We start from the raw sequence: 16,891 nt of genomic DNA, 5'->3' as shown, positions 1-16,891 counted from the left end.
GGGGTGCGGTGGGTGCGCGGTCTGTTCCGGCGGCTGGCCGCCGAGGGGCGTACGGTGCTCGTCTCCAGCCATCTGATGAGCGAGATGGAGAACACCGCGGACCGCCTCGTCGTCATCGGCCGGGGCGAGCTGATCGCGGACGAGACCGTCGCCGAGTTCGCGGCGCGCGGCACCCGCGCCGATGTCGCGGTGCGCACCCCCGACCCCGCCGCCCTCGCGGCCAAGGTCCGCACCCTCGCGCCCTCCATGACCCGCTCGATGCAGCGCGTCGCCGAGGCAGTGGCGGGGGATCCGGCCGGCTGCGCCGCGCTCACCGTCACCGGGCTCGCCGAGCGCACCGGCACCAGCGAGGCCACCGTCGTCCGCACCTCGCGTCTGCTGGGCTACCCCGGCTACCGCGATCTGCGCCTCGCGCTCGCCGCGCTCGCCGCGCAGCAGGCGGCCGGCCGCGCCCCGGCCGTCACGGCGGATATCGCCGTGGACGACCCCATCGCCGACGTCGTCACCAAGCTCGCCCAGGAAGAGCAGCAGTGCCTGGCCGACACCGCCGCCGGCCTGGACACCAGCCAGCTCGAAGCGGCCGTCGCCGCCCTCTCCACCGCCCGCCGGATCGATGTCTACGGCGTCGGCGCCTCCAGCCTGGTCGGCCAGGACCTGGTCCAGAAGCTGCTGCGCATCGGGCTGATAGCGCATGCCCATGCCGATCCGCACCTCGCGGTCACCAACGCCGTGCAGCTGCACTCCGGCGATGTCGCGCTCGCGATCACCCATTCGGGGCGTACCACCGACGTCATCGAGCCCCTGCGCGTCGCCTTCGAGCACGGCGCCACCACCGTCGCGATCACCGGCCGCCCCGACGGTGAGGTCGCGCAGTACGCGGATTTCGTGCTCACCACGTCCACCGCCCGCGAGAGCGAGCTGCGCCCGGCCGCGATGTCCAGCCGCACGAGTCAACTTCTCGTCGTGGATTGCCTCTTCATAGGTGTGGCGCAGCGTACGTACGAGGCGGCCGCGCCCGCGCTGGCGGCCTCGTACGAAGCGCTCGCCCACCGGCATGACCCCCGGCCCGGCCCCCGCTGACCGAGCGCTGACCGAGTCGGGACACCCCCGTATCGGCGGGGCCCCGTTTCGGCGGGACCCCGTCACCACCCCGTACCGGAAAGAGCCGTTTCGTCATGACTTCCGCCGCTGAACAGGAACAGCTGCGCGCCCAGCTGGACACGCTCACCACCGAGGAGTTCCGCCCCGAGCTCGCCGAGATCGACCGGCTGGAGACCATCGAGATCGCCCGCATCATGAACGGCGAGGACGCGGCCGTGCCCGCGGCCGTCGCCACCCAGCTTCCGCGGATCGCCGCCGCGATCGACGGCATCGCCGAGCGCATGGCCCGCGGCGGCCGGCTGATCTACGTGGGCGCGGGCACCGCCGGGCGGCTCGGTGTGCTCGACGCCAGCGAGTGCCCGCCCACCTTCAACACCGACCCGGACCAGGTCGTGGGGCTGATCGCGGGCGGGCCCGCCGCCATGGTGACCTCCGCGGAAGGCGCCGAGGACAGCAAGGAGCTGGCCGCCGCCGACCTCGACGCGCTGGGCGTCGGCGCCGACGACACGGTCGTCGGTATCTCGGCCTCCGGCCGCACTCCGTATGCGGTCGGCGCGGTCGAGCACGCCCGCCGGCTCGGGGCGCTCACCGTCGGGCTGTCCTGCAACGCGGGCTCGGCGCTCGCGGCGGCGGCCGAGCACGGGATCGAGGTCGTGGTCGGGCCGGAGCTGCTGACCGGCTCCACCCGGCTGAAGGCGGGCACGGCCCAGAAGCTCGTGCTCAACATGGTCTCGACCATCACCATGATCCGGCTGGGCAAGACCTACGGAAATCTGATGGTCGATGTGCGCGCCTCGAACGAGAAGCTGCGCGCGCGCTCGCGCCGTATCGTCTCCCTGGCCACCGGCGCCCCCGACCCGCAGATCGAGGCCGCGCTGGCCGCCGGCGACGGCGAGACGAAGCACGCCATCCTGGCCATCCTCGGCGGAGTGGACGCCCCGACCGCCGCCCGGCTGCTGACCGAGTCGGACGGCCATCTGCGCGCTGCTCTGGAGGCCGCGCAGGCGTAAAAACCCCGGGCGCAACGTGCGGTGAAACGCCGTCGGGGCGGCACCCTGGGAGAGGGTGCCGCCCCGACGTACCCGATGTTCCGGGCGGACAGCCAATCGGCTCAAGAAGCCGATCAGAAGTCCATGTCACCGCCCGGCATGCCGCCCGGAGCGCCCGCCGCGGCGGCCTTCTCCGGCTTGTCGGCGATGACGGCCTCGGTGGTCAGGAACAGCGCGGCGATCGACGCGGCGTTCTGCAGCGCGGAGCGCGTGACCTTGGCCGGGTCGATGATGCCCTCGGCGATCAGGTCGACGTACTCGCCGGTCGCGGCGTTCAGGCCGTGGCCCGGGGTCAGGTTGCGCACCTTCTCCACCACGACGCCGCCCTCGAGGCCGGCGTTGACCGCGATCTGCTTGAGCGGGGCCTCGAGCGCCAGGCGCACGGCCTGGGCGCCGGTGGCCTCGTCGCCGTCCAGCTCCAGCTTGTCGAAGACCGAGACGGTCTGCAGCAGGGCCACGCCACCACCGGCGACGATGCCCTCCTCGACGGCGGCCTTGGCGTTGCGCACCGCGTCCTCGATGCGGTGCTTGCGCTCCTTGAGCTCGACCTCGGTGGCGGCACCGGCCTTGATGACGGCCACGCCGCCGGCCAGCTTCGCCAGGCGCTCCTGCAGCTTCTCGCGGTCGTAGTCCGAGTCCGAGGACTCGATCTCGGCGCGGATCTGGTTGACGCGGCCCTGCACCTGGTCCGTGTCGCCGGCGCCGTCCACGATGGTGGTCTCGTCCTTGGTGACGGTCACCTTGCGGGCACGGCCGAGCAGGTCGACGCCCGCGTTCTCCAGCTTGAGGCCGACCTCCTCGGAGATGACGGTGCCACCGGTGAGGATGGCGATGTCGCCGAGCATGGCCTTGCGGCGGTCACCGAAGCCCGGGGCCTTGACGGCGACGGACTTGAAGGTGCCACGGATCTTGTTGACGACCAGGGTCGCCAGGGCCTCGCCCTCGATGTCCTCGGCGATGATCAGCAGCGGCTTGCCCGACTGCATGACCTTCTCCAGCAGCGGGAGGAGGTCCTTCACGCTGGTGATCTTCGAGTTGACGATCAGGATGTACGGGTCGTCGAGCGACGCCTCCATACGCTCCATGTCGGTGGCGAAGTACGGGGAGATGTAGCCCTTGTCGAAGCGCATGCCCTCGGTGAGCTCGAGCTCGAGCCCGAAGGTCTGCGACTCCTCGACGGTGATGACGCCTTCCTTGCCGACCTTGTCCATCGCCTCGGCGATGAGCTCGCCGATCTGGGTGTCGGCGGCGGAGATGGAGGCGGTGGAGGCGATCTGCTCCTTGGTCTCCACGTCCTTGGCCTGCTCGAGCAGCTGGGCGGAGACGGCCTCGACGGCCTTCTCGATGCCGCGCTTGAGGGCCATCGGGTTGGCGCCCGCGGCAACGTTCCGCAGGCCCTCCTTGACCAGCGCCTGGGCGAGGACGGTCGCGGTCGTCGTGCCGTCACCGGCGACGTCGTCCGTCTTCTTCGCGACCTCCTTGACCAGCTCGGCGCCGATCTTCTCGTACGGGTCCTCGAGCTCGATCTCCTTGGCGATGGACACACCATCGTTGGTGATCGTGGGGGCGCCCCACTTCTTCTCGAGGACGACGTTGCGGCCCTTGGGGCCGAGGGTGACCTTGACGGCGTCGGCGAGCTGGTTCATCCCGCGCTCGAGGCCGCGCCGCGCCTCCTCGTCGAACGCGATGATCTTGGCCATGTGAAGTGGTCCTCCCAAGACGGGGTGGATTGCTCCGGACCGCGCCTGGCGCCCGCGACGGACGGCCTGTCTGCCCTGCGGTTCCTTGCCCCGCATGGCCCGACGGACCTCACCGACCCGATCCTTCTGTCACTCTCATGCTCAGAGTGCTAACGCCAATGATTAGCACTCGACCCCATCGAGTGCAAGCGCCCAACGGGCTACCAGAAAGAACTTGCTGGTCACAGCGGTGGGATGAGCCGGTCATGGTGATCGTCTGCGGTCACGTCAAAGGGCCCGCTACCCCTGGGGGTACGGGCCCTTTAAACAGTCCAGTCAGCTGCCTCGCGTCGGCGCGCTTCAGCCAACAGCCACGCGGACCATGTCCGCCTGCGGCCCCTTCTGACCCTGCGAGATCTCGAACTCGACCCGCTGGCCTTCCTCGAGGGTGCGGTAGCCGTCCATCTGGATCGCGCTGTAGTGGACGAACACGTCCGCACCACCGTCGACCGCGATGAAGCCGTACCCCTTCTCCGCGTTGAACCACTTGACGGTGCCCTGAGCCATTCCTAACTCCCCTATTGCTGGCCCTTGCGCAGGACCGCACTCCGCGGACCCGGGTCAGACCTCACCCCCCGAGTCGAGGGGGGTGTGCGCCGGAACGCGTCGACCGCCGCTGAATGTATCTGTCCAACTGCCCTGTGCAACAGGTCAATCGGACGAGAATTCTGGCGACGGTCGAACGGTAATAAGTGGCAAATTCCCGCGAATTCAGGGCAAGCCGGGTCGGACATAAGGGATTAACCCGGCAATTCACGCGCACACTTCATGCACAAGTTGACGAGTTCTCATATGCGGCCGACGCGGCGCCGACACTAGGGGGATCCCTTCAACTGTATCGCGATTCAAGACACGGAATCGCCCCGTCCGTTTCTATCAGGACGAGGCGATTCCGTTTAACCCGGGGTCACAGATTCCGTTTAAGCCGGGGTCACAGCGGGGTCGACCGGCTCAGCAGCCGCCCGCCACCGCCGGAATGATCGAGACACCGGCGCCGTCCGGAGTCGCCGTCTCCAGGCCTTCCGCGAAGCGCACATCGTCATCATTGACGTAGACATTCACGAAACGGCGCAGCTTGCCGGTGTCGTCCAGAACGCGGGCCGCGATGCCCTGGTGGTTGCGGTCCAGGTCCGTCAGGACCTCGGCAAGGGTCGTCCCCTCGGCGCTGACCTCGGCCTGCCCGCCGGTGTAGGTGCGCAGGATGGTGGGGATCCGGACATTGACGCTCATGAGGGTTTCACCTTCTATGGGAAGTGCCGTGGGAAGCGAGGGCGAATTCGAGGGGCGAATTCAAGCCAGCTGGTATGAGCCGCTGGTGTGAGCCGAGCCGATTCAGCCCAGACCAGCCTCGCGGAACGCGTCGAGACTCGGGCGGATCACCACCGTGGGCCCAGTCGTCGGGGCGACCGCGTCAAGCGTCTTGAGGCCGTCTCCGGTATTGAGCACGACGGTGGTGAGGGCGGGGTCCAGCACCCCGTTCTCGAGCAGCTTCTTCGCCACGCCCAGGGTCACCCCGCCCGCGGTCTCCGCGAAGATCCCCTCCGTACGGGCCAGCAGCTTGATCGCGTCGACGACCTGCTCGTCGTTCACGTCCTCCACCGCCCCGCCCGTACGGCGCGCGATGTCCAGCACATACGGCCCGTCCGCCGGGTTGCCGATGGCCAGCGACTTGGCGATGGTGTTCGGCTTCTGCGGCCGCACCACGTCATGGCCGGCCTTGAAGGCGGTGGAGACCGGGGAGCAGCCCTCGGCCTGGGCGCCGAAGATCTTGTACGGCTTGTCCTCGACCAGGCCGAGCGCGATGAGCTCCTTCAGCCCCTTGTCGATCTTTGTGAGCTGCGAGCCGGACGCGATCGGGATGACCAGCTGGTCCGGCAGCCGCCAGCCGAGCTGTTCGCAGATCTCGTACGCGAGGGTCTTGGACCCCTCCGCGTAGTACGGGCGGAGGTTGACGTTGACAAAGCCCCAGCCCTCGCCCGCCGGGTCGCCGATCAGCTCGCTGCAGAAGCGGTTGACGTCGTCGTACGTGCCCTCGATGGCGACCAGGTCGCCGCCGTAGATGGCGGCCATGACGACCTTGCCCTGCTCCAGGTCGTGCGGGATGAAGGTGCAGGAGCGCAGGCCCGCGCGGGCGGCCGCGGCGCCGACCGCGCCCGCGAGGTTGCCGGTGGAGGAGCAGGAGAGGGTGGTGAAGCCGAAGGCGCGGGCGGCCTCGACGGCCTGGGCGACCACGCGGTCCTTGAAGGAGTGCGTCGGGTTCCCGGAGTCGTCCTTGATGTACAGCTCGCCGGTCACCCCCAGCTCGCGGGCCAGGTTGTCGGCCTTCACCAGCTTGGTGAAGCCGGGGTTGATGTTCGGCTTGTCGGCCACGTCCGCCGGGACGGGCAGCAGCGGGGCGTAACGCCAGATGTTGTTCGGCCCGGCCTCGATCCGCTTGCGCAGCCCCTCAGGGTCGCCGGTCGGCAGGTCGTACGCGACTTCGAGCGGTCCGAAACACTCCGCACAGGCGAAAATGGGGCCGAGGGGGAAACGCTCCCCGCACTCGCGACAGGACAGGGCGACGGCGGGGCCGAGCGAGACGGAGGAACCGGCGGAACCAGTGGAACCCTCAGAAGCGGTAGAGCTTTCGACAGCTTGCACAGCCATGGAGGCGAGGCCCTTTCTCCTCATCTTCCTCACGGCGCATCTCGCCGCGAGCCGGAATTGGCACCTTCCCTAGCCGGGCCCCGCTTCGCGTGACGAATCAGGACTGGCTGGAGGGTTGCCGGGGCTTCAACGGGCCGTTCCCTCTGCCCCTCTGGATGAGCGGTATGACGCCGGCCGAGCCGGCGTGTTTATCGCACGGGACCCCCGACATACAGCGGTCACGTGCGCTGTTCAAGACTGTAACCGAAGGCCCTGATGGTTGAGATAGTCGTCCGAAGCGCGAGATGGATCACAGCTGACGCGCGCGAAGCACAACAGGGAGGCATGGCCGTGCTGGAAGAGGTGGAGCGCTGGCTGAAGGAGCGGTCCTGGTCCGCTGACGACCGTCCGCTGACGCGCCTGCTCGCCGCCAAGCGCGCCACGGGCCGGACCGTGAGCGTCGTCCTGCCCGCCCTCAACGAGGAGGCGACGGTCGGCGAGATCGCCGCGGCCATCCGCCGCGAGCTGATGGGTGAGGCCGCGCCCCTGGTCGACGAGCTGGTGGTGGTGGACTCCGGGTCCACCGACCGCACCGCCGAGGTCGCCGCGGCGGCCGGGGCGAGGGTCGTGCACCGGGACTCCCTGCTGCCCGAGCTGCCGACGCTGCCCGGCAAGGGCGAGGTGCTGTGGCGCTCACTGCTGGCGACCAGCGGCGACATCATCTGCTTCATAGACGCCGACCTGCGCGAATTCGACGCCCGCTTCGTCTCCGGGATCGTCGGCCCACTGCTGACCGACCCTGACGTACAGCTGGTCAAGGGGATGTACGACCGGCCGCTCGGTGGCGCCGCAGGCCAGGGCGGACGGGTCACCGAGCTGGTCGCCCGGCCGCTGCTCAATCTGCACTGGCCGCAACTGGCCGGGTTCGTGCAGCCGCTCGGCGGTGAGTACGCGGCGCGCCGCTCGCTGCTGGAGCGGCTGCCGTTCCCCGTCGGGTACGGGGTGGAGCTGGCCATTCTCATCGACTCGCTGCACACGGTCGGGCTCGACGCGCTCGCCCAGGTGGACCTCGGCGTGCGCAAACACCGCCACCAGGACCCGCAGGCGCTCGGCCGGATGGCGGCCACGATCTACCGCACGGCCCAGCTGCGGCTGGCCCGCGGGCATCTGGTGCGGCCGCGGCTGACCCAGTTCGACCGGAGCGAGGCCGGTTTTGTGGCGCGGACCAGCGATGTGGACACGGAGGAGCGGCCGCCGATGATCGAGATCCCGGAGTATGTGGAGCGGCGGGCGGCGTGACGCCCGCCTGCCCCGACCGGGGCAAGAAACCGCACGCACGTTTGCGCGACGCATGAGGTGGCTAGGTACGCGACATGGCCGCTGAGCACAGTGCTGCACAGGTCCTCGTCGCGTCCAACCGCGGCCCGGTCTCCTACACCCTGCGGGAGGACGGTTCGCTCGACGCCAAGCGCGGCGGCGGCGGGCTGGTCTCCGGTCTCAGCGCCATAGGGCCGGACGCCGGGGCCGTATGGGTCTGCGCGGCGCTGGGCGACGGCGACCGCGAGGCGGCCAGGCGGGCCGGGGCCGGGCATCTGGACCCGGGCGACACCGGCGGGCAGCTGGTGCGGATGCTCGACATCGCGCCGGAGATCTTCGACGCCGCGTACAACGGCATCGCGAACTCGGTGCTGTGGTTCATCCACCACCTGCTCTACCAGACGCCGCTCGAACCGGTCTTCGGCCCGGAGTTCCGCGCCCAGTGGGGCGCCTACGAGGCGTACAACGCGGCCTTCGCGGACGCCCTCGCCCAGGAAGCCGCCGACGGCGCCGCCGTGCTGATCCAGGACTACCACCTGGCGCTGGTGCCCGCCCTGCTCCGCGAGCGGCGGCCGGACCTGCGGATCGGCCACTTCTCGCACACCCCCTGGGCGCCCCCGGACTACTACCGGCTGCTGCCGGACGACGTGGCGGCGGACGTGCTGCGCGGCATCCTCGGCGGTGACCGCGCCGCGTTCCTCACCGAGCGCTGGGCGCTGGCCTTCGCCGACTGCGCCGCGGCCGTGCTCGGCGCGGAGGTGGTGCGGGACGGTGCGCGGCTGTCCGTGCGCTTCGACGGGCGCGAGACCCGGCTGGGCGTGCACGGCCTCGGCGCGGACGCGGACTTCCTGCTCCAGCGGTCGCGGGCCGCGGACGTCGACGAGCGGCTGACGGCCCTGCGCACGCAGATCGGCCCCGGGCGCAGAACCGTCGTCCGGGTGGACCGCACCGAGCTGTCCAAGAACATCGTCCGCGGGCTGCTGGCCTACCGGCGGCTGCTGGAGACCCACCCCGAATGGCGGGAGCGCGTGGTGCACATCGCGTTCGCCTACCCCTCCCGCCAGGACCTGGCCGTCTACCGCGACTACACCGAGCAGGTGCGGCGGGTCGCCGACAGTATCAACGCCGAGTACGGCACGGAGGGCTGGCAGCCGGTCGCCCTCCACGTGAAAGACGACTTCGCGCGGTCGCTGGCCGCCTACCGGCTGGCGGACGTGGCCCTGGTCAACCCGATCCGGGACGGGATGAACCTGGTCGCCAAGGAGGTGCCGGTGGTCTCCGAGCGGGGCTGCGCGCTGGTGCTGTCACGGGAGGCCGGGGCGTACGCGGAGCTGGGCGAGGCCGCGCTGGTGGTCAACCCGTACGACATCGAGGCGACGGCGCGGGCGCTGCACGAGGCGCTGTCGATGGGGGACGGCGAGCGGGCGGAGCGTACGAAGCGGCTGGCGGCCGCGGCGACCGCGCTGCCGCCGGCGCAGTGGTTCCTCGCACAGCTGCGGGAGCTGACGGAGGCCTGACGCCCGGGGTTCGGTGAGGTCTGCCGCCGGGGTTCGGTGAGGTCTGCCGCCCGCGGCTCACGCAGGGCTCCTCAGCGCCCGATCGCCTGGGCCAGGGCCGTCAGCAGGTCCACGACCCCCGCGGGGCCGTCGACCACCAGGTCGGCACGCTGGGCCAGCTCGGTGACCTCGGTGCTGCCGCTGCACACCAGCACCCCGGGCACCCCCTGCGACCTGAGCCGTTCCACCGCCGCGAACGCGGCCAGGTCCCCCAGGTCGTCGCCCGCGTACAGCACCGCCGTGGCCCCGGTCTCCCGTACGTACTCGGTGAGGGCGACGCCCTTGTCCATGCCCGGCGGGCGCAGTTCGAGCACCAGGCGGCCGGGTTCGACGATCAGCCCGTGCCGCTCGGCGAGCCGGCGCAGCGGTTCGCGCAGCGCCTCGAAGGCGCCCTGCGGGTCGGCGGCGCGGCGGGTGTGGACGGCGACGGCGCGCCCCTTCTCCTCCACGGTGGCGCCGTCCGCGCCGCCGACCGCGGCAGTTACGTCCGGGAGTTCGGCCTGCGCCGCCGCGACGCCCGGGTGCGGGGGCGGGGCGGTGATCTCGCGGTCGGCGGCGTCCCAGCGCTCGGCGCCGTAGTGGCCGAGGACCACCAGATGGTCGAGGCCGTCGGTCTCGGCGAAGCCGCCGTACTCCACGGCGAGGGCGGCCGGACGGCCGGTGATCACCGCGACGGAGCGCAGCCCCGGGGCGAGCCGGGAGAGCGCGGGCGCGGCGCCGGGGTGGGCGCGCGCCTGGTCGGGGTCGGGGACGATATCGGCGAGGGTGCCGTCGAAGTCGAAGGCGGCGACGGCCTCCCCGGGCCGCTGGAGTATCGCCGCGAGGCCGTCACGGCCGGCCGCTGTCGTGGGTGCGGGAAGGTGGCTGCCCATGCGGCCGACCCTATCGCCGTGGGGTGACCGGGGTGGGGTTGTCGGGCGGTCCGCGTCAGCGGCGTTCGCGCCGCGCAGCGCGCACGCGGCGCAGCCGGTTGACGGTCACCGGGTCGTGGGCGAGGGCGCGGGGGTCGTCCAGGAGGGCGTTGAGGAGCTGGTAGTAGCGGGTCGGCGAGATGCCGAGCTGTTCGCGTATCGCGCGCTCCTTGGCGCCGGGCCCCGGCCAGCCGCGCCGCTCCACGGCGAGCACGGCCCGGTCCCGCTCGGACAGCCCGGCCGCGTCGCCGGGCGCGGCCGCCTCACCGGGCGCCCCGGCCGCGTCGCCGGGACCGGCCGTGTGTTCCTCCGTGTGTTCCTCCGTACGCCCGTCCCGGGGCCGGCCTTGCTGATCGTGCTCGCCGTGCTCGCCGTGCATCACTAGCCCGCCGTGGTCTCCAGCGCGTCGGCCTGGCGCTGGATCTCGCTGAGCACACCCGCCGGGTCGCCGCCCTTGGAGACGACCGAACCGAGCTTCTTCTTCAGGTCCGACTGGACCGTCGCCCAGGACGTCTTGTCCACCGGGTAGAACTCCGCCGTCCCCAGCTCGTCGAGGAACTTCCACAGCCGCTTGTACTTGCGGTCCCCGCGCATCGTGCTGGACGCCTTGGTGGTCACCGGCAGCAGGTCGTACTGGCTGGTGAAGTCGAGCACGTTCTGCTCGCTGTAGAGGAGGTCCAGGAACAGCCCGGCCTGCCGGCGGTTGTCGTTCTGCTTGAAGGCCATGATCCAGTCGGCGACGCCCATGGTTGCCCTGGACTTCCCGTCGCGGCCGGGCAGTGGCGCGGTGCCGTACTTGATGCCGTGGCCGTCCGCCTGCTGCATCAGGGTCGGGTGGCCGTTGAGCATGCCGACCTCGCCGCGCGTGAAGGCGTCGAAGATGTCCTGGCGGTTGGTGCGGCCCGGGGCGTCGGGGCCGGTAAGGCCCTCGCCGACCAGCTCGTCGCGCACCCACTCCATGGTCTTGATGTTCGCGGTCGAGTCGATGGTGTAGCTGCCGTTGGCGTCGGCGTAGCCGCCACCGCCGCCGAGCATCCACATCAGGGCCTCGCCCTGCGACTCCTCGGGGCCGAGCGGCAGCCCGTAGGGGATCTTCACGCCGATCCCCTTGAGCTTGACGGCGGCGGCCTTGAGCTCGGCCCAGGTCTCCGGGACCGAGGTGACTCCGGCCTCGTCGAACAGCTTCTGGTTGTAGAAGAACAGCCGGGCGCTGGAGACGAAGGGCAGTCCGTACTGCACCCGCTTGACCTCGCCCGCCCGCGCGATCGACTCGATGAACCCGGCCTGGGTGGGGATGGAGAGCATCTGGTCGGCGCGGTAGAGCTTGCCCGCGGCGGCGAAGTCGGCGTACGCGCCGATCTGCGCGATGTCCGGGGCCTCGCCGCGCTTGACCATGTCGGCGACCTTCTTGTCGATCTCGGTCCAGCTGAGGATCGTGACGTCGACCTTGATGTTGTCGTGCTCGGCCTCGAACTGCCTGGCCAGCCTGTCCCAGTACTTCTGGGAACTGTTGGCCGAGCTGTCGCCGTAGTCGGCCGCCACCACCTTCAGGGTGACCTGGCCCGAGCCCGGGCTTTCGTTTCCACACGCCGTCAGCGCGGGCGCTATCGCCGCCGTCGCGGCCCCCGCCGCCGTCAGACCCAAGAACCGCCGACGCTGCACTGCTCTTCCCCACCCTCGTGGATTGACTGTCCTCCTGGCTGGTCCCAGAAGGGTCGAGCGAGTCTGCCCCGCATACCTCCACAGGGTCTACACCATACGGATATCGCTTCGGTATCGAACTTCACCTTTACGCGAATAATCGGAGCGTAGTCGACCGCCCTGACGGCGAGTGGACTAGACCTCTCATGGTCGATCGCGCGAGACTGTCCCCGTGAAACACGTCATCGCCCTCGATGTGGGCGGCACCGGCATGAAGGCCGCCCTCGTGGGGGCGGACGGCGCGCTCCTCCATGAGGACAGACGGCCCACGGGCCGCGAGCGCGGACCGGAAGCCGTCGTCGCCACGATCCTCGACTTCGCCGCCGAGCTGCGCGCCATCGGTGAGCAGCGCTACGGCACCCCCGCCGCCGCGGCCGGGGTCGGCGTGCCCGGGGTCCTCGACGAGGACCGCGGCATCGCCGTCTTCGCCGCCAACCTCGGCTGGCGCGATGTGCCGCTGCGCGCCCTGCTGGCCGAACGGCTCGGCGGGACGCCGGTCGCGCTGGCCCACGACGTACGCATGGGCGGGCTGGCCGAGGGACGGATAGGAGCCGGCGAAGGGGCCGACCGCTTCCTGTTCGTATCGGTGGGCACCGGCATCGCCGGTGCCATCGGCATCCACGGACGCGTCGACCCCGGGGCCAACGGCTCCTCGGGCGAGATCGGCCACATCGTCGTACGGCCGGGCGGCCCGGCGTGCGGCTGCGGGCAGTTCGGCTGTCTGGAGACGCTCGCCTCCGCCTCCGCGGTGGGCCGCGCCTGGGCGCGGGCGAGCGGTGATGACCCCATGAAGGTCGACGCCGCGGACTGCGCCAAGGCCGTCGAGTCCGGCGATCCGCGGGCGGTGGCGGTGTGGCAGGAGGCCGTGGGCGCGCTCGCCGACGGCCTGGTCACCGGGGTCACCCTGCTGGACCCCGGGGTGCTGATCGTCGGCGGGGGTCTGGCCGAGGCCGGGGAGACCCTGTTCGCGCCGCTGCGCACGGCGGTCGAGGAGCGGATCACGTTCCAGAAGCTGCCCTCTATCGTCCCGGCGGCCCTCGGGGACACCGCCGGATGCCTGGGCGCGGGCCTGCTCGCCTGGGATCTACTCTCCATGGAGGTAAGCGCCTGATGGTCGGACGAACGGCTCCAACGGCTCGAACGGTTCTCACGGGCGCCCGGGTGGTGCTGCCGACCGGCGTGGTCGAGGACGGGCGGGTGACGGTCGAGGGCCGGCACATCGTCGAGGCGGGCGCGGGCGGGACGGCGACCGGCGGCGGGACGACCGGCAGGATGGCGACCGGCGGCGCGCAGGGGGACAACGGCGCCGAGACCGCGCTCGATCTGACCGGCCACTGGATCGTCCCCGGCTTCGTCGATATGCATGTGCACGGCGGCGGGGGCGCGTCCTTCTCGGCCGGCACCCCCGAGGAAGCCCTCACCGTCGCCCATACGCACCGCCGCCACGGCACCACCACCCTGCTCGCCTCCACCGTCACCGGCGACCTGGACGATCTCGCCCGGCAGGCCGCGGCCCTCTCCGAACTGGTCCAACAGGGCGAGCTGGCCGGCGTCCACTTCGAGGGCCCTTTCATCTCCCCGCACCGCTGCGGCGCCCACCAGCCGTCCCTGCTGCGCCACCCGGACCCCGCGGATGTGCGCAAGCTCGTCGACGCCGCGCGCGGCACCGCGAAGATGATGACGCTGGCGCCCGAACTGCCCGGCGGCCTGGACTCCGTACGGCTGCTGGCCGACAGCGGCGTCATCGCGGCCGTCGGCCACACCGACGCGGCGTACGAGGCGGCGCTCGAGGCCGTCGAGGCGGGCGCGACGGTGGCGACGCACCTGTTCAACGCGATGCCGCCGCTGCTGCACCGCGAGCCGGGGCCGGTGGCCGCCCTGCTGGAGGACGAGCGGGTCACCATCGAGCTGATCAACGACGGCACCCATCTGCACCCCGCCGCGCTGCGCCTGGCCTTCCGCCGCGCGGGCGCCGACCGGGTCGCCTTCATCACGGACGCGATGGGCGCGGCCGGTATGAGCGACGGGGTCTATCCGCTGGGCCCGATGGAGGTCGAGGTCACCGACGGGGTCGCGCGGATCAGCAGCGGCCCGACGGCCGGTTCGATCGCGGGCTCGACCCTGACCCTCGACCGCGCCTTCGCCCGGGCCGTGACCCTGGACGGGCTGAGCGTGCCCGAGGCCGTACGGGCGCTGTCCGCCACCCCCGCGAAGGTCCTGGGCCTCGATACCCGGGTGGGCTCGCTGGAGGCCGGCAAGGACGCCGATCTGGTCGTGCTGGGCGAGGACTTCGGGCTGGTGGGCGTGATGCGCCGGGGCGAGTGGGTGATCGATCCCGAAGTGGGCTGATTCGACACCTCGGTTGGGCGGGCCGGCCCCGGCGGGGGTCTGGGCCCGCCGCCGCCGTTTTGGCATGATCCTTCACAGCCGCACACACGCGGGAAGAACCGTGAAGAAGGGGATGCCAGGGTGATCCTGACGGTCACGCTCAACACCGCCCTGGACATCACCTACCAGGTGCCGCGCCTGCGCGCCCACACCACCCACCGCGTCACCGAGGTCACCGAGCGGCCCGGCGGCAAGGGCCTCAACGTCGCCCGGGTGCTGGCCGCCCTCGGCCACCGCACCGTCGTCACGGGCTTCGCCGGGGGCGTGACCGGGACGGTCCTGCGGGAACGGCTCGCCGAACTCGGCGGCGGGGTGACGGACGCCCTGGTGCCGATCGCCGGTACGACCCGGCGCACCGTCGGCGTCGTCGACGCCGACTCGGGCGACTCCACCCAGCTCAACGAGCCCGGCCCGATCGTCACCACACCCGAGTGGTCCGCGTTCCTGGGCTCGTACGCCGAGCTGCTGCGCGAGGCGTCCGCGGTCGCGCTGTGCGGCAGCCTGCCGCCCGGCGTCCCCGTGGGGACGTACGCGCGGCTCATCCGGGAGGCGCGCGTGGCGGGCGTGCCCACGCTGCTGGACACCAGCGGCGAACCGCTGCGCCGCGGCATCGCCGCCCGCCCCGACATCGTCAAGCCCAACGCCGACGAACTCGCCGGGCTCACCGGCTCCACCGAGCCGCTGCGCGCCGCGCGCGACGCCCGGCGGCGCGGGGCGCGCGCGGTGGCCGCCTCGCTCGGCGCGGACGGCATGCTCGCGGTCACCCCCGAGGGCACCTGGCGGGCCGCCCCGCCGCACCGCCTCGTGGGCAATCCGACGGGGGCGGGCGACTCCGCGGTGGCCGGGCTGCTGTCCGGCCTGGTCGAGGGCGTCCCATGGCCGGATCGGCTGGCGCGCGCGGTGGCCCTGTCGGCGGCGGCCGTACGGGCCCCGGTGGCGGGCGAGTTCGACCGCGTCACCTACGAGGAGCTGCTGGGCCGGGTCGAGGTCACCGAGAGCCCGGCGGCCTGAGCGGCCTCCGGGCCCCGCGCCGGATGGCGGCGCCGTCAGCCGTTCTTACCGGTCAGCCACAGCTGGTCGAGGATGACCTCGCACTTGTCGCCGGCCTCGCAGGACACCTTGACGGTGTTGGCGCCCTCGTTGAGGTTGACCAGGGACCACGTGCTCGTCCAGCTCTTCTCCCAGTCGCCCTTCTTCGCAGGGACGAAGGCCTCCATATTCATCGGCCGGGTCGACCGCTCCCCGTTGACGGTGAGCGAGAGCGACTGGTTCTCGGCGGGCACGCTGTACCGCGCGTACACCCGGTACGGGCCCGCCTTGGCGACGTCCACGTTCCAGGTCACGGACGCGCCGGGGGCGTTCATCCCGCCGACGTACTTACCGCCCTCGCCCTTGGCGCCGGGGATGTCCGTCGCGGGGGCCGCGCCGTTCTCCAGGCTCAGGCCCCAGGCATCCTCGCTGGGCAGCTCGGACGGGTCCTTGGAGGCCCCGGCGGTCTTGCTGGGCTCGGCACTCGCGGTCGACGTGGGCGAGTTGGTCGGGTCGGCCTTGTCGTCCTTGTTGCCGTCGCCGTTCGTGATCATCGCGACACCGATGCCGACCACGACCACGGCGACGACGGCGATCGCGCCGATGAGCAGCCCCTTGTTGTTGGGGCCACGGCCGCCGGTGCCGCGCGAGGGGGCCGCCCGGCGGGAGCCGCCCCCACCGGGCAGGTTCTCGGGGGCGGCGTAGTGGGCGTTCTGCTGCCCGTAGCCCTGCTGCTGACCCTGACCGCCGTACGTCTGCTGGTTCGGGATCGGCTGGGTCTGCTGCGGGTATTGCTGCTGCTGCCCGTAGCTGCGCTCGCCGACCGCGCGGACGTGGTTGTACGAGGTGCGGGGGACCCCTGGCTGGCGTGGACCTGCCGGGCCCGGGTAGCCGTAGCCGCCGGCCGCGGGGGCGGAGCCCGACTGTCCCGCCTGGCCGTCCTGTCCGCCGTCCGAGCGGTAAAGATAGGCGAACGGGTCGTCATTCTCCGGCGTGTCCGAGCCGTTGTTGCCGGCCGTCATCCCTCTCGTCACTCCCCTGTACATATGGCCAACGGCGCTCAGGTGCAGAGGCGCCATGACAGCTCATATCAGGGCCGGGAAGGCCGCAACAGGGCATGCACTGTCCGGATGGCCAATATTCATGATCGATTCACCCTCGGCGGCAGTACCGCATTCGGGGCAGCCTACCTTGCCGAGGGCGACGCCATTCCGCGAACGCTCATCCGGCGCGGCGGCGGTCCTTGGCACGCGACCGCTTCTCGATATACATCCGCTGGTCAGCCGATTGCAGCACTTCCTCGGCCGTCATCCCACAACTGGCCCAGCCGATACCGAAGCTGCCCCCGACCCGGACGGCCCGGCCGTCGACCCGGATCGGCGGGGTGATCGCGTTGCGCAGCCGGACGGCCAGGTCCTTGGCGTCGGCCCGGCCGAGGCCGTCCGCGAGGACCACGAACTCGTCGCCGCCGAGCC

16 protein-coding genes and 1 riboswitch are annotated in these 16,891 nt (G+C 71.5%); of the genes, 7 read left to right on the top strand and 9 right to left on the bottom strand.

All coding sequences use genetic code 11. The features are described from left to right. Window positions 1-3: 3 nt before the first annotated feature. Window positions 4-1,080 (top strand): MurR/RpiR family transcriptional regulator, encoded by a 1,077-nt coding sequence (locus tag CCN51_RS43185; RefSeq protein WP_245881801.1) that lies wholly within the window; start codon window positions 4-6, stop codon window positions 1,078-1,080. A 95-nt stretch (window positions 1,081-1,175) separates the two neighbouring features. Then, window positions 1,176-2,111 (top strand): N-acetylmuramic acid 6-phosphate etherase, encoded by a 936-nt coding sequence (murQ, locus tag CCN51_RS43180; protein WP_014177534.1) that lies wholly within the window; start codon window positions 1,176-1,178, stop codon window positions 2,109-2,111. A 113-nt stretch (window positions 2,112-2,224) separates the two neighbouring features. Here the strand turns inward: murQ and groL are convergent, their stop codons facing one another. From groL to thrC, 4 genes are all read right to left on the bottom strand, one after another. After that, complete coding sequence (gene groL / locus CCN51_RS43175) at window positions 2,225-3,850, bottom strand: chaperonin GroEL (protein ID WP_014177535.1); 1,626 nt, start codon at window positions 3,848-3,850, stop codon at window positions 2,225-2,227. Between the two features lie 339 nt (window positions 3,851-4,189). Next, complete coding sequence (locus tag CCN51_RS43170; protein ID WP_009716982.1) at window positions 4,190-4,396, bottom strand: cold-shock protein; 207 nt, start codon at window positions 4,394-4,396, stop codon at window positions 4,190-4,192. A gap of 444 nt (window positions 4,397-4,840) precedes the next feature. Continuing rightward, window positions 4,841-5,119 carry a MoaD/ThiS family protein gene (locus tag CCN51_RS43165; protein ID WP_014177536.1) on the bottom strand — a complete coding sequence of 93 codons (279 nt, stop codon included), beginning with the start codon at window positions 5,117-5,119 and terminating at the stop codon, window positions 4,841-4,843. 102 nt (window positions 5,120-5,221) lie between these two features. Beyond that, complete coding sequence (gene thrC, locus CCN51_RS43160) at window positions 5,222-6,535, bottom strand: threonine synthase (protein WP_014177537.1); 1,314 nt, start codon at window positions 6,533-6,535, stop codon at window positions 5,222-5,224. 17 nt (window positions 6,536-6,552) lie between these two features. Then, a riboswitch (SAM riboswitch) is annotated at window positions 6,553-6,697 on the bottom strand. Between the two features lie 168 nt (window positions 6,698-6,865). Here thrC and CCN51_RS43155 point away from each other — a divergent pair. Continuing rightward, window positions 6,866-7,813 (top strand): glucosyl-3-phosphoglycerate synthase, encoded by a 948-nt coding sequence (locus CCN51_RS43155; RefSeq protein WP_086860816.1) that lies wholly within the window; start codon window positions 6,866-6,868, stop codon window positions 7,811-7,813. A gap of 74 nt (window positions 7,814-7,887) precedes the next feature. Then, window positions 7,888-9,348: an alpha,alpha-trehalose-phosphate synthase (UDP-forming) gene (locus CCN51_RS43150; protein ID WP_014177539.1), complete on the top strand. Its 1,461-nt coding sequence runs from the start codon at window positions 7,888-7,890 to the stop codon at window positions 9,346-9,348. Between the two features lie 71 nt (window positions 9,349-9,419). On the opposite strand, the gene otsB is transcribed toward CCN51_RS43150, so the two are convergent. Genes otsB through CCN51_RS43135 form a run of 3 tightly spaced genes read right to left on the bottom strand, consistent with a single transcriptional unit; the run spans window position 9,420 to window position 11,960 of the window. After that, the gene (otsB, locus tag CCN51_RS43145; protein WP_014177540.1) at window positions 9,420-10,259 is read right to left on the bottom strand and encodes a trehalose-phosphatase; all 840 of its coding nucleotides are present in this window, start codon (window positions 10,257-10,259) and stop codon (window positions 9,420-9,422) included. A 55-nt stretch (window positions 10,260-10,314) separates the two neighbouring features. Beyond that, window positions 10,315-10,677, bottom strand: coding sequence for a DUF3263 domain-containing protein (locus tag CCN51_RS60360; protein WP_405383433.1), 363 nt, complete (start codon window positions 10,675-10,677; stop codon window positions 10,315-10,317). 2 nt (window positions 10,678-10,679) lie between these two features. Then, on the bottom strand, window positions 10,680-11,960 hold the full coding sequence (locus tag CCN51_RS43135) for an extracellular solute-binding protein (RefSeq protein WP_043487099.1): 1,281 nt from the start codon (window positions 11,958-11,960) through the stop codon (window positions 10,680-10,682). Window positions 11,961-12,171: 211 nt separating this feature from the next. On the opposite strand from CCN51_RS43135, the gene CCN51_RS43130 reads away from it, so the two are divergent. The 3 genes from CCN51_RS43130 to CCN51_RS43120 all read left to right on the top strand — a co-directional run bounded on the left by CCN51_RS43130 (window position 12,172) and on the right by CCN51_RS43120 (window position 15,398). Then, window positions 12,172-13,110, top strand: a complete 939-nt coding sequence (locus tag CCN51_RS43130; RefSeq protein ID WP_014177543.1) for an ROK family protein — start codon at window positions 12,172-12,174, stop codon at window positions 13,108-13,110. Beyond that, window positions 13,110-14,348 carry an N-acetylglucosamine-6-phosphate deacetylase gene (nagA, locus tag CCN51_RS43125; RefSeq protein ID WP_043487100.1) on the top strand — a complete coding sequence of 413 codons (1,239 nt, stop codon included), beginning with the start codon at window positions 13,110-13,112 and terminating at the stop codon, window positions 14,346-14,348. Before CCN51_RS43130 ends, nagA begins: the two co-directional genes overlap by 1 nt. Before the next feature lie 120 nt (window positions 14,349-14,468). Continuing rightward, window positions 14,469-15,398: a 1-phosphofructokinase family hexose kinase gene (locus CCN51_RS43120; RefSeq protein ID WP_014177545.1), complete on the top strand. Its 930-nt coding sequence runs from the start codon at window positions 14,469-14,471 to the stop codon at window positions 15,396-15,398. 35 nt (window positions 15,399-15,433) lie between these two features. Here the strand turns inward: CCN51_RS43120 and CCN51_RS43115 are convergent, their stop codons facing one another. Both CCN51_RS43115 and CCN51_RS43110 read right to left on the bottom strand, forming a co-directional pair. Further along, complete coding sequence (locus tag CCN51_RS43115; protein WP_014177546.1) at window positions 15,434-16,438, bottom strand: CBM35 domain-containing protein; 1,005 nt, start codon at window positions 16,436-16,438, stop codon at window positions 15,434-15,436. A gap of 199 nt (window positions 16,439-16,637) precedes the next feature. After that, window positions 16,638-16,891: diguanylate cyclase domain-containing protein (locus CCN51_RS43110; RefSeq protein WP_143676081.1), on the bottom strand; the 254-nt coding region annotated here is incomplete at its 5' end.

This window comes from Streptomyces milbemycinicus, assembly GCF_002154605.1.
Taxonomy (GTDB): domain Bacteria; phylum Actinomycetota; class Actinomycetes; order Streptomycetales; family Streptomycetaceae; genus Streptomyces; species Streptomyces milbemycinicus.
The sequence above is the reverse complement of the archived record's forward strand: the minus strand, read 5'-3'. Positions and strand labels throughout refer to the sequence as shown.

Bases quoted from the DNA above. Each gene is read 5' to 3' on its own strand.
- murQ (WP_014177534.1), top strand. From the start codon at position 1,176: ATGACTTCCGCCGCTGAACAGGAACAGCTGCGCGCCCAGCTGGACACG.
- groL (WP_014177535.1), bottom strand. From the start codon at position 3,850: ATGGCCAAGATCATCGCGTTCGACGAGGAGGCGCGGCGCGGCCTCGAG.
- CCN51_RS43170 (WP_009716982.1), bottom strand. From the start codon at position 4,396: ATGGCTCAGGGCACCGTCAAGTGGTTCAACGCGGAGAAGGGGTACGGC.
- CCN51_RS43165 (WP_014177536.1), bottom strand. From the start codon at position 5,119: ATGAGCGTCAATGTCCGGATCCCCACCATCCTGCGCACCTACACCGGC.
- thrC (WP_014177537.1), bottom strand. From the start codon at position 6,535: ATGGCTGTGCAAGCTGTCGAAAGCTCTACCGCTTCTGAGGGTTCCACT.
- CCN51_RS43150 (WP_014177539.1), top strand. From the start codon at position 7,888: ATGGCCGCTGAGCACAGTGCTGCACAGGTCCTCGTCGCGTCCAACCGC.
- otsB (WP_014177540.1), bottom strand. From the start codon at position 10,259: ATGGGCAGCCACCTTCCCGCACCCACGACAGCGGCCGGCCGTGACGGC.
- CCN51_RS60360 (WP_405383433.1), bottom strand. From the start codon at position 10,677: ATGCACGGCGAGCACGGCGAGCACGATCAGCAAGGCCGGCCCCGGGAC.
- nagA (WP_043487100.1), top strand. From the start codon at position 13,110: ATGGTCGGACGAACGGCTCCAACGGCTCGAACGGTTCTCACGGGCGCC.
- CCN51_RS43115 (WP_014177546.1), bottom strand. From the start codon at position 16,438: ATGACGGCCGGCAACAACGGCTCGGACACGCCGGAGAATGACGACCCG.